This window comes from Sphaerotilus sp., assembly GCF_031429695.1.
Classification (GTDB): domain Bacteria; phylum Pseudomonadota; class Gammaproteobacteria; order Burkholderiales; family Burkholderiaceae_C; genus Sphaerotilus.
Genome location: NZ_JANPAB010000014.1, coordinates 93,473 through 104,957, shown reverse-complemented (window position 1 = coordinate 104,957; position 11,485 = coordinate 93,473). Strand labels below are relative to the sequence as shown.

The 11,485-nt window shown below is 70.3% G+C and carries 11 protein-coding genes; 5 read left to right on the top strand and 6 right to left on the bottom strand.

The window, feature by feature from the left end; translation table 11 throughout:
* Together RMP06_RS03340 and RMP06_RS03335 are read left to right on the top strand one after the other, a co-directional pair.
* Positions 1-411: MarR family winged helix-turn-helix transcriptional regulator (locus RMP06_RS03340; protein ID WP_310460349.1), on the top strand; the 411-nt coding region annotated here is incomplete at its 5' end.
* Between the two features lie 43 nt (positions 412-454).
* On the top strand, positions 455-1,516 hold the full coding sequence (locus tag RMP06_RS03335; protein ID WP_310460348.1) for a 6-phosphofructokinase: 1,062 nt from the start codon (positions 455-457) through the stop codon (positions 1,514-1,516).
* Between the two features lie 34 nt (positions 1,517-1,550).
* On the opposite strand, the gene RMP06_RS03330 is transcribed toward RMP06_RS03335, so the two are convergent.
* Positions 1,551-1,985 (bottom strand): type II toxin-antitoxin system VapC family toxin, encoded by a 435-nt coding sequence (locus tag RMP06_RS03330; protein ID WP_310460347.1) that lies wholly within the window; start codon positions 1,983-1,985, stop codon positions 1,551-1,553.
* Entirely contained in the window at positions 1,982-2,284 is a 303-nt protein-coding gene (locus tag RMP06_RS03325; RefSeq protein ID WP_310460346.1) for a type II toxin-antitoxin system prevent-host-death family antitoxin, read from the bottom strand. The genes RMP06_RS03330 and RMP06_RS03325 overlap by 4 nt, the downstream gene beginning before the upstream one ends.
* Before the next feature lie 272 nt (positions 2,285-2,556).
* Between RMP06_RS03325 and RMP06_RS03320 the strand changes: the two genes are divergently transcribed.
* From RMP06_RS03320 to RMP06_RS03310, 3 genes are all read left to right on the top strand, one after another.
* Positions 2,557-5,646, top strand: coding sequence for an FG-GAP-like repeat-containing protein (locus RMP06_RS03320; protein WP_310460345.1), 3,090 nt, complete (start codon positions 2,557-2,559; stop codon positions 5,644-5,646).
* A gap of 170 nt (positions 5,647-5,816) precedes the next feature.
* Positions 5,817-6,056, top strand: coding sequence for a type II toxin-antitoxin system Y4mF family antitoxin (locus RMP06_RS03315; RefSeq protein ID WP_310460344.1), 240 nt, complete (start codon positions 5,817-5,819; stop codon positions 6,054-6,056).
* Positions 6,053-7,297 carry a type II toxin-antitoxin system HipA family toxin gene (locus RMP06_RS03310; protein ID WP_310460343.1) on the top strand — a complete coding sequence of 415 codons (1,245 nt, stop codon included), beginning with the start codon at positions 6,053-6,055 and terminating at the stop codon, positions 7,295-7,297. Before RMP06_RS03315 ends, RMP06_RS03310 begins: the two co-directional genes overlap by 4 nt.
* A 14-nt stretch (positions 7,298-7,311) precedes the next feature.
* On the opposite strand, the gene RMP06_RS03305 is transcribed toward RMP06_RS03310, so the two are convergent.
* From RMP06_RS03305 to RMP06_RS03290, 4 genes are read right to left on the bottom strand one after another with little or no spacing between them, the layout of a single operon-like run.
* Complete coding sequence (locus tag RMP06_RS03305; RefSeq protein WP_310460342.1) at positions 7,312-8,553, bottom strand: NAD(P)/FAD-dependent oxidoreductase; 1,242 nt, start codon at positions 8,551-8,553, stop codon at positions 7,312-7,314.
* A gap of 2 nt (positions 8,554-8,555) precedes the next feature.
* Entirely contained in the window at positions 8,556-10,109 is a 1,554-nt protein-coding gene (locus tag RMP06_RS03300) for an amidase (protein WP_409050089.1), read from the bottom strand.
* Positions 10,106-11,080, bottom strand: a complete 975-nt coding sequence (locus RMP06_RS03295) for a Bug family tripartite tricarboxylate transporter substrate binding protein (protein WP_310460341.1) — start codon at positions 11,078-11,080, stop codon at positions 10,106-10,108. The genes RMP06_RS03300 and RMP06_RS03295 overlap by 4 nt, the downstream gene beginning before the upstream one ends.
* Positions 11,080-11,433 carry a hypothetical protein gene (locus RMP06_RS03290; RefSeq protein ID WP_310460340.1) on the bottom strand — a complete coding sequence of 118 codons (354 nt, stop codon included), beginning with the start codon at positions 11,431-11,433 and terminating at the stop codon, positions 11,080-11,082. Before RMP06_RS03290 ends, RMP06_RS03295 begins: the two co-directional genes overlap by 1 nt.
* Between the last annotated feature and the right edge of the window lie 52 nt (positions 11,434-11,485).

Sequence of the window (11,485 nt, the reverse complement as noted above, 5' to 3'; positions counted from 1 at the left end):
CTGACCTACCGGCTGCACCTGCTCAACAAGCTGACCGACCGCAGCAGCCACGACCTCTACGAACGCGAGACCGGTTTGCCGATCGGCGAGGCGCGCTGCCTGGCGTCGATCGGCTCGTTCGGGCCGCTGTCGGTGAACGACCTTGCGCTGCACGCCAGCCTGAACAAGGGCCAGGCCAGCCGCGCCGCGCAGTCGCTGGTCGATCGCGGGCTGGTGTCCAAGACGGTCAGCGACCTGGACGCCCGCGGCGTGGTGCTGGCGCTGACGCCGGACGGACGGGTCTGCTTCGACCGCGTGATGGCGCTGATCGCGCAGCGCAACGAGACGATCTTCGGCTGCCTCACGCCGGACGAGCAGGCGCTGCTGGGCGCGATGTTCGACCGGTTGATTGCACAGGCCCGCGCGACCTGATCCGATCTGACTTGACCTGACCCGCTTCTCCAAGGAGCCACCCATGCGCATCGGCATCCTCACGGGCGGCGGTGACTGCCCCGGCCTGAACGCGGTGATCCGCGCTGTCACCAAGTCGCTGATCCGGCAGTGCGGCGCCGAGGTGATCGGCATCGAGGACGGCTTTCTCGGCCTGATCGAGCGCCGCGTGCGCCCGCTCGGCTGGGACGACGTGAGCGGCATCCTCGCCACCGGCGGCACCATCCTCGGCACCAGCAACACCGCCAGCCCCTTCGCGTGGCACGGCGCCGATGTGTCGGCCGAGGTCATCGCCTACCAGCGCGCGCTCGGGCTGGACGCGCTGGTGACGATCGGCGGCGACGGCACGATGACGATGGCCGCACGGCTCGGCGCGGCGGGCGGGGTGCCGATGGTGGGCGTGCCCAAGACGATCGACAACGACATCGCCGGCTGCGAGCGCAGTTTCGGCTTCGACACGGCGGTCGCCACCGTCACCGACGCGCTGGAGCGGGTGCAGACCACCGGCCAGAGCCACGGCCGGGTGATGGTCGTCGAGACGATGGGGCGCTATGCGGGCTGGATCGCGCTGGAGGCGGGCATCGCGGGGGCGGCGGACGTGATCCTTCTGCCCGAGATCGGCTACGACGTGGCGCGCATCGCCGAGGTCTGCCGCGCGCGCCACGCCCGTCGGCGGGCCACGCTGATCTGCATCGCGGAAGGAGCGAAACCCGTGGGTGGCGCGATGACGGTCGAGCGCACCGTCGAGGGCAGCCCCGACCCGATCCGCCTCGGCGGCGTCGCCCACGCGCTGCGGGCGCAGTTGCAGCCGCTGCTGGCCTGCGAGGTGCGGGCGACGGTGCTGGGCCATGTGCAGCGGGGCGGCAGTCCGACGCCGTTCGACCGCGTGCTGGCGACGCAGTACGGCAACGAGGCGGCGCGGCTGTTGCGGCGTGGGGACTTCGGGCGGATGGTGACGCTGCAGGGCGGGTGCCTCGGGAGCGTGGGGCTGGACGAGGTGGCGGGGTTGAACCGGTGTGTGCCGCTGGAGCATGCGCTGTTGGGGTGCGCGCGGGAGATCGGGGTTTGCCTGGGGGATGTGGCCTGATTGGTGGTGCGGGGTTTCCCACTCGGCTGCAGTCTCAGGCCGGCGCTGCCCACGGGTTGAACACCGCCACATGCGCCTGCTCGAAATCGACCGTGTTGCGCGTCACCACGGTCAGCCCGTGGCACAGGCCGGTGGCGGCGATGATCAGGTCGGGCTGCGAGAAGGTGTGCCCGACGCGGCGCCCTTCATCGACCAGCAGGCGCCAGCGGAGCATCACGTCCTCCGACACCTCCAGCGTCCGGTGCTCGAACATCGGGCGGACGCGGTGGGTCAGCCAGTCGTGCAGTTCGGCGCGGCGCACCGGGTCGGCGACGCGCTCGATGCCGTAGCGGATCTCGGCCAGCGTGACCGTGCTGACGTACAGATCGTCCAGCGGCAGCGAGGCGACGAATCCGACCACGCGGGCGTTCGGGCGCGGGCGGCGCAGCTCGGACAGCACGTTGGTGTCGATCAGCCAGCCATCGCTCACAGCTCGACGTCCCGCACGGGCATCTCGATGCCGCGGGGTGGCTCGATGTCGATGTCCTGGTGGGGCGACGCCTGCAGCGCCTCGACGAGCAGTTGGCCGGTGCGGGCGCCGGTCAGGCGCCGGTAGGCGTCGGCATCCACGACGACCACGGCATCACGGCCATGCAGCGTCACATGCTGCGGCCCCTCGCTGCGGGCGTGGCGGACGAGTTCGCTGAAGCGGGCCTTGGCGTCTTGCAGGGGCCAGGAGGCGGCGCTTGGGGTGACGGTGCCCGGTGTTGATGTGGTGGAACTGGTCATGCTGACTAGAGTACGGGCGATGTGGCCGGAATTCAAGCCATCGGCCTGCGGCAGCGCAAGAAGATCCGCTCCAGCGTCGCGGGAATCATGGTGTTGCTACCGCCGGGCCGTGGAGGTGAAGTCGATGACACGGCGTCTGGCTGCGCGTCTGGGGGACTGAGAACCTCAGGCAGATTGCGGTAAAACGCAAAATCGGAAATCATCCGCGACGGATGACCAGCAGCCACTGCACGGCTGCACGACAAGCTGACAAGCGACAGGGGAGAAGACAGATGTACAAGGGTGGGCACACGCCGCTGTGGCGGGGACGTTTCGTGCTGGCCGCGCTGGCACTGGTGACCATGCTGGCCGGGTGCGGCGGCGGTGGGAGCGGTGGAGACAGTTCCGGAGAGGTTCCCGCGTCGGGCGGTGGCGATCCGACCAACCTCTATCCGCTGGCCGTCGGCAATCGCTGGATCTGGCACAAGACGAACAGCGTTTCCGGGGTCTCCACGAAGATCGACGAGATCACGCGCCTGGCCACCGTCCAGGACACCCAGGTCCACGTCCTGCAGCGCCGCGATGCAATGACCGGCCTGCCCGATGACGACGAGGAATTCCGCCTCAAGACCGATGCCGGCGTGTTCGAGCTGGCCCGCTCCACCGCCGCCGCCGACCTGCTGCTCGGCCTGCGCCGCATCGAGCTGCTCCGGTTTCCGCTCAAGGCCGGCATGTCCCACGTTGCCCTCGATCAGACCGGGCTGGACCTCGGCTCCGACCTCGATGGCGACGGGGTCAACGAGCGGTTCGCGGTTCGGGCGGAGGTCACGGTTTCCGGCGTTGAAACCGTGACCGTGCCCGCTGGCACCTTCCCGGACGCCGTGCATGTGGTGACGGTGGTGCGCGAGACCGTCACCCTCTCGCGCAGCAGCGCACTGGCGGCGACGCCGACCTCCACCACGACCTATGACGACTGGTACGCCCCCGGCATCGGCCTGGTGAAGAACAGCGAACTCAGCGTCTACCCCTCCGGGCAGGAACGGGACAGCCTCGAACTGATCGACTACCGCGTCGGCGACCGCGTGAAGCCGGGCGTGTCGGCGTCCTCCTGGACGGTGGTCAGTCCGACCGATGGCCAGGTGTCGCTGGTTGACCAGTTTCCGGGGAGCTGGAGCGGCCCGGTCACGGTGCGCGTGACCGGACATCAGGTGGACCCGGCCACGGCGGCCAGCGGGCTCGTCGTCACCGACGCGAGCGGGCAGCGCCTGCCCGGCACGACCACCGCCGCCCGGATGGTGCGGGACGACACGATCGCCTGGGAGCTGTCCTTCACGCCGACCACGCCGATGCCGTTCGGACGCTACCGGGTCGCGGTCGCCACGTCCGTGCGCGACCTCGCCGGACGCGCACTGACCGGCACGATCGAAGGCTCCGCAGAGTTCACCGTGCTCGACCGCGCCGCCCCCATCGTCCGCGCCTGGCCGTCATCGGTCGTCGTGGCACCTGGGGAGGCGGTCACGGCCTTCGCCATCGACTTCAACGAGCCGCTGGATCCCGCCTCCGTCACCCTCTCGGCCTTCAAGCTGATCCACAACATCACCCGCCAGACGATCCCGCTGGCGGCCGTGGCGGTCGAAGGCTCACGCGTGCGGCTCTCTGCACCGCTGGCCACGCCGGGCTACTACGTCCTCGACGTGGCCGGCACCCTGCGCGACCTGAGCGGCAACACGATGGTCGCCGCCTCGATCGGCCCGTTCACCACCGAATCGTCGGATCGCACCGCCCCGGCGCTCGTCGCTTCCTCCCCGACCAGCGGGTCGGTCGGCGTGTCGCCTGACCTGACCTCGATCACGCTGGAGTTCGACGAACCGATCGCGCCCGCATCGGTCACGACGGCCGCGATCTCTGTTGGCGACTCCCGGACCACCCGGCTGCTGAGCATCGTGCAGGACAGCCCGACGCGCATCCGGCTCGGGGTGATGCTCATGCCGGGCAGCACGCACCGATTCGACGGCTACCTCAGCAGCGGGGGGCTGGCCGATGTCCATGGCAACATGGCCCGCTTCGAGCTGACCCTGACCACCTCTGGTCGGATGGCCGCGCCGCTCCAGTTCGCCGCCGACTTCCGCACCGACAACCAGCCCGGATTCGCGAGGGAGATCATCACCGCCGATCTGGACGGCAACGGCCGGCCGTCGCTGATCGTGATGCAGGCGCCCGCCATCGCCGCACAAGTCTCCGAGATGCTGATCTACAGCCCGCGCACGGGCTTGCCGCTGGGAGCGCCGCTGCGCGTGGCCCTGACCCCGCCGACCAGCCCCACGGGAACCAACTGCTGGCCGATCGGGCTGGCGGCAGGCGATGTCAGCGGCGACGGCCGCCCCGACCTCGTGCTGACCTACACCGAGGACTGCGGTACCCAGGTGATCGTGCGCGACAGCCTTGGCCAATGGACCACGTCGGTCGTGTCGCTGCCCGCGACCTGGGTCAGCCCCGTCCTGGCCGACCTGGACGGCGACGGCCGGCTGGACCTGATCAGCCTCAGCCGCGACACCCTCACGCTCGACGTGGCCCGCCAGCGCGCCGGTGGGGGCCTGGAGCCGGTCCGGTCGATCGCGCTGCCCTCGCCAGGAGGCTATCCCGCGCAGTCGCCTTACCGGGCGGTTCAGGTCACGGACCTGGATGGCGACGGCCGTGCGGACGTGCTGCTGATGACCTACGACCAGAACCTGGACCGGCGCCTGATGCTGTTGACGCAGCGGGCGGATGGCACCTTGGCGCCGGCCCGCTACCTTCCGGCTCCCCGCGTGTTCGGTCAGGCCGCCTCTGTGGAGCAGCTCGGCATTGCGGACCTGAACCGGGACGGCCGCAGCGATGTCGTGATGATGACCACCTCCTCGGGCTGGTACCACCTGGCTTACCTGATCCAGCAGGCCGATGGTGCGTTCGTGTCCTCTGACGCCACCGCGTCGCTGCTGCCGGCCAGCCAGATGGTTCGCCTGATCGTGGCGGACCTGAATGGCGACGGGCGCATCGACGCGGGCCTGGCCGGTGAATACCAGCTCGCGTATGCCCTGCAGGGCAGCGCCGGCCTGTGGGCGCAGGAATCCGCCGCGACCCATTGGTTCACCACCTTCACGACGGCCGTTGACCTGGACGGCGATGGCTTGCCCGATCTGGTGGGCCTGCCGCGTTACGCGATGAGCCAGGACGACGGTGATGTGCGGGTTCAGTATCAACTCGCACCGGCCTCTGCCACGACCGCCACCGCTGCTGGGGCGCAGGCTCAGCGTGCCAGTGCGCTTGCGGCCCGACAGGCGACGGGTGGCCGCCTCGGTCTGGGTCGGACGGCGCTGACCCGCTGGCGGGCGGCCAGCCGCTGAGCCAGTGGACACGGCACCCGTTCGGGTGGATGCCTGGGGATAAAAAATTCCTGATCGGTAATTTTCCGATGGACGCATCGAATGGCTTGCTTTAAATTACCGATAAGTAATTCAAGAAGTCAATCATGCTCGATGATTCTCAAAAATTCCCGATCAGTAATTTTGAAAACTTGGATCAACCCGTGGTGCTGCGCACCGCGACGGACATCGGCCAGGTGGTGCGTGCGCAGCGCCAGTCCCAGGGCTTGCGTCAGATCGACCTGGCCGGCATCGGCAACACCGGCAACCGCCTGATCGTGGACATCGAGAAGGGCAAGCCGACCGTGCAGCTGCAGAAGGTGCTGGATGTGCTGGAGCTGCTGGGCCTGGAGCTGACGGTGCGGTCGAAGGCGTCGAGGTCGGTGCTGTGACCTTCTTGGCGGTGTTCTTTGGTGACGAGTGCGTCGGCACGCTCCACGACACCGAGCCGGTGAGTTTCGCGTATGCGCCAGCCTGGCTGGTGCGTCCTGGTGCCTTCCCGCTGTCCGCGATCCGGCTGCAACCCGGCCCGATCACGTCGCCCGAGGTGCTGGCGTTTTTCGAGAATCTGTTGCCCGAAGGGGAGTTGCGGGTCTACCTGTCGCAGCAGCGCAAGGCGTCCACGCTGTTCGCCCTGCTGCGCGAAGTGGCGGGTGACACGGCGGGCGCCTTCGTGCTGCTGCCGCAGGGGCAGGCGCCACAGCCAGCGGTGTACGAACCCACGACCTGGGCCGCCCTGGCCGACACGGTCCACCGCCAGTCGGCCGCCGCGATCCAGACCGAGGACGGCCACACCCGGATTTCCCTGGCAGGCGCGCAGGACAAGGCGTCGATCGCGATCCTGGACGGCCAGACGCCGCTGCTTCCAAGGGGGACGGCACCGTCCACCCACATCCTCAAGCCCGACATCCGCCGGCTGCCCAAGGTGCGCGAGTCCGCTGCCAACGAGGCGATCATCCTGCGCACAGCGGCCCACTGCGGCCTGCGCACCGCCCAGGTGTTTTACGAGCCGCTGACCCGCGCCTGCGTCGTCGAGCGATTCGACCGCTGCCGCCGCGAGGACGGTTCGCTGGGGCGGCTCATCCAGTACGACTTCTGCCAGCTCGCGGGCATGGCGTCGGAGCGGAAGTACGAGAAGGAGGGCGGCCCCGGCGTGGTCCGCTGCGCCCAGATCCTGCGCCAGTACAGCACCAGCCCCGCCCAGGATCTGCAGGCCCTCGTGCAGTGGATCTTCTTCAACCTGTACGTGGGCAACAACGACAGCCACGCCAAGAACCTGTCGGTCTACTGGCGACCGGGGCACGGCGTGCGACTCACGCCGTTCTATGACCTGATGTGTACGCGGATCTATCCGGGCCTGTCGAGAGAGTTTGCCTTCAACCTCGGCGGGGAAGTGCTGCCCGGTCAGATGGGGGCGGCACAGATGCAGGGCTTGGCGGAACAGCTCGGCATGGGGCATCGCTACCTGCAATCGGTGGCGCGAACGCTGGCGGCGAAGGTGCCGGAGGCGATCGACCAGGCGGTGAGCGACATCTCCCCTCAGCTCACCCCGAGTGGGCGGATCTTTGCCGGGCAGCTTGCCGTGGAAGTGAAGTCGATGACACGGCGTCTGGCTGCGCGTCTGGGCGCCTAGACCCGCTGCTGACCTCAGCCAAATCGGCTCGGCAAATACGCCGCCCCATCAATCCAAGTCCGCTCCCCCGCGACCATCTCCGCCACCATCCGCCCCGCCACCGGCCCGAGCGTGAACCCCTGGTGCGAATGCCCGAAGTTGAACCACAGCCCCGGATGCCGCGGCGCCGGCCCCATGACCGGCAGCATGTCCGCCGTGCAGGGCCGCGCGCCCAGCCACGGCGGCCCGGCCACGGGTTCGCCCAGGTCCACCCACTCGCGGGCGAGGGCTTCCGCCTTGGCGAGTTGCACCGGGGTGGCGGGCGCGTCGATCGGCGCGAACTCCGCTCCCGTGGTCAGCCGCAAACCCTGCTCCATCGGCGCCAGCACATAGCCCCGCTCGGCGTCCAGCAGCGGCTGGCGCAGCGTGACCGGGGCGCGGTAGTGCTGGTGGTAGCCGCGCTTGAGGAACAGTGGGAAACGGTAGCCCAGCGTGCGGATCAGCCCGTCCGCCCACGGCCCGAGCGCGAGGACGGCTTGCGCGGCCTCCACGCGGCCGGCGTCGGTCTGCACGCTCCAGGCGGCGCCCGCGCGTTGCAAGGTGGTCGCGTCGCCGGTCAGCACCCGCCCGCCACGGGCGACGAACAGCGCGGCATAGCGTTGCACCAGCGCGCCGGGGTTGCGCACCGCCCAGGGATCGAGCCAATGCACGGCCCCGGCCAGCGTCTGGCGCAACGCGGGTTCGGCCTGCGCGAGCGCCGCGCCGTCCTCGACCCGGTGCCGCACGCCGTAGCGGGCTGCCAGCGCCTGCGCCCGCCGAACGCCCTCGTCGAAGGCCCGCGCCGTGCGGAACCCGAAGCGGAATCCCTCGCGCACCACCAGATCCTCCGCCCCGGCGGCGGCGATCAGCGGCGCGTGTTCGGCGATGGCGTGGGCGATCAGGCGGCTGTAGTGCTGCGTCGCCAGGGCGTGGGCCTGCGGGTGCGAGTTCCGGAAATACCGCAGCAGCGGCCCCGCCATCTGCCACAGGCCGCGCAGATGCCAATGCACTTCGGCCCCACGCCCGAGCGCGACATTCAGCAGAAACCCGGCGTCACGCGGAAACGCATACGGCTCGACCGACTCGCCCTGGATCAGTCCGGCGTTGCCGAAGGATGTTTCCTGTCCGGGCGGGCGCCGGTCCACCAGCGTGACGTCGAAGCCGCGCTGCTGGAGGTGCAGCGCGGTGCAGGTGCCGACCATGCCGGCGCCGAGGACGAGGATCGGTGTGCTGCCCATGGTCAGACTGCCGTGCGCGTGTTGGTGGCTTGTTCGCCCGCATGTTCCGCATCGCCGGGATACAGCGGCGGGTGGGTCACGATGCTGCGCAGCTCCGGCCGAGGTGTGGCGAGCGTCGCCATGTCGGGACGTGGGCGGGCGAGGTCTGCGTGGCCGGCGAAGTGCCGCTCGAACGCTGCCGCCATCGCCAGCAGGCGGCCGTCCTGGTGCAGCGGCCCGATGAGCTGCAGCCCGAACGGCATCCCCGCCTCGTCGCGCCCGCACGGCAGCGACAGCGCCGGGTTCGTCGCCAGCGTCACGAGGTAGGTCAGGCTCAGCCACTCGTAGTAGTGGCGCTGCGGCTGGCCGTCGATGACCTCGGCGTGCGGCTGCGTCCACGGGAAGGGCGAGACGGGCGTGACCGGCGCGAGGATCAGGTCATACCGCTCGAAGGCCGACTGGAACTGCCGCAGGAGGCGGGTCTGCGCCAGGTGTGCCCAGGCGCGGTCGGCCAGGGTGATGCGGGCGGCCATCTCGACGTTGGCGCGCACCTGCGGGCTGAGGGTCTCGGGGCGGGTTCGATAGACCTCCTCGAAGGCCGCGACGAAGCTTTCCGCCCGCAGCACGTCGAAGCAGCGGTGGCCGTCGTGCAGCGCCCAGTCCAGCGGCTCGCAGACGGCCACTTCGCGCTCGATCGCCGCGATGCGCTGGCGGAAGGTCCGGCGGATCATCGGGTCCACCGCGCAGGCGCCGAAGTCCTCGGTGTACGCCACCCGCAGGCCGCGCAGGTCCATCTCCGGCACCGGCCACACGGGCGCGTGGTGGACACCGAGGCTCAGCGGGTCCATCGGATGCGGCCCCATGCTGGCCTGCAGCAGGAACGCGGTGTCGGCCACGTCGCGCCCCATCGGCCCCAGCACCGAGATCGCCGACCAGCCCAGCGGGCGCTGGTCATTGGCGATCAAGCCCGGCGAGGGGCGCAGGCCGACGACGCCGCACAGCGCCGACGGAATCCGCAGCGAGCCGCCCGTGTCCGAGCCGGTACACAGCGGCAGCAGGTCGGTGGCCAGCGCGGCGGCCGACCCGCCCGACGAGCCGCCCGCGTTGCGCGTCGGGTCGAAGGGGTTGCCCGTGGCGCCCCAGACGGGGTTGCGGGTGTTGGCGCCGGCGCCCATGTCGGGCGTGTTGGTCTTGGCGGTGACGATGGCGCCGGCCTCGCGCAGCCGGGCGACCAGCGACACGTCGGCCGTCGGCACATGGCCGCGCAGCCGCACGTTGCCGCTGGTGGTGAGCAGGCCGGCGGTGGCCTGCAGATCCTTGACGCCCAGCGGCAGGCCGTGCAGCGTCGGCAGCGGCGCGCCCCGCATGACCTGGTCCTCGGCCACCCGCGCCGCCTGCAAGGCCCGCTCGAAGTCGGTCGCACAGAGCGCGTTGACCGCCGGATTGAACCGCTCGATCCGCGCGATGCAGGCCCGCATCAGCTCCAGCGGCGAGACCTGCCGTTCGCCGATCAGCCGCCGCAGCGCGACCGCCCCCAGTTCCGGCAGCGAGGTCTGTGCATCCGGCATGGCGCTCATTCCACCGGGATGTTGGCACGGTGGACGTAGGCGCGCAGCAGCGGCAGCTCCTGCGCGATCCGCGTGTCGTACTCCGCGCCGGGCTGGTGGAGCACGTCCAGGCCCGCCTTCTGCAGGTCGGCCTTGACGGCGGCGTCGTTCACGCTGTCCTTGAGCGCCTGGGCCAGCTTGGTGCGCACGTCCGCTGGCAGGCCGCGCCGGGCGACGACCGTGATCCAGGGGACCATCTCGTAGTCCGGGAAACCCGCTTCGGCCACGGTCGGCACTTGCGGCATCTGCGCCGAACGCAGGCGGGTCGTCACGGCGATGGCCTTGACCTTGCCTGCGGCGATCTGGGGCTGGGCGGCCACGGTGGTGTCGAAACTCAGGGGGATCTGGCCGCCGATGAGGTCCGTCATGGCGGGTGCGCTGCCCCGGTAGGCGACATGGACGAGGTTGGCGCCGGTCATGACCTTGAACATTTCGCCCGCGAGGTGCGCCGAGGTGCCGACGCCGAAGGAGCCGAAGCTCAGCCCTTGGGGCGTGCGCTTGGCCAGCTCCAGCAGCTCCTTGACGTTGTTCGCCGCGACGCCGAGGTGGGCGATCAGGACCAGCGGCGAGCTGCCGATCAGGCCGATGGACTCGAAATCCTGCTGCGGGTCGTAGGGCAGGGTCTTCTTGAGCGCCGGGTTGACGGTGAACGTGGTGTTCGAGGAGATCAGCAGGGTGTAGCCGTCCGGCGCCGAGCGGGCCACAGCGGTCGCGCCGATGGCGGTGCCGGCGCCGGCCTTGTTCTCGACGACGACCGTCTGCCCCAGCCGCTGCCCCAGCGGGCCGGCGAGCTTGCGGGCGATGATGTCCGTCGCGCCGCCGGGCGGGTAGGGCACGACCAGGGTGATCGGCTTGTCGGGATAGGCGGCCTGGGCGAGCAGGCTGGTACCCAGCAGCGCCAGGGTCGGCAGGATCTTGTGGGTCCAGGTCATCCGGGTCATCACGTCAGCTCCTCGGGGGAAAACGGCTGCAGGGACTGCAGGGGTTGCAGAGATTGCAGGTAGTCCGACAGCACGCGCAACTGGGGCGCGGTGGTGTCGGGGGGTGAAAACGGCGCTGCCAGCCCCAGCCCGCGCAGCACGGACAGCACGAACTGCACCCGCGCCGCCGCCTCGGGGCCGTGGCCCAGCTCGGGGAAGGACTGGACCATGCGCTGCTCCAGCGTGGTGGCGAGCTGGGCGCGCTGGGCGTGGATGTGCGCGACCATGTGCGTGTCTTCGCGGGCGGCGAGGTAGGCCGACCAGGCCACGGCGAAACGGGGCTGGCCGTACAGCCGCGCCCAGGCGTGCTGCACGAAGTGCTCGGCCCGCTGCGGCAGCGGCCAGTGGGCGGGGGGCCAGAAGTCG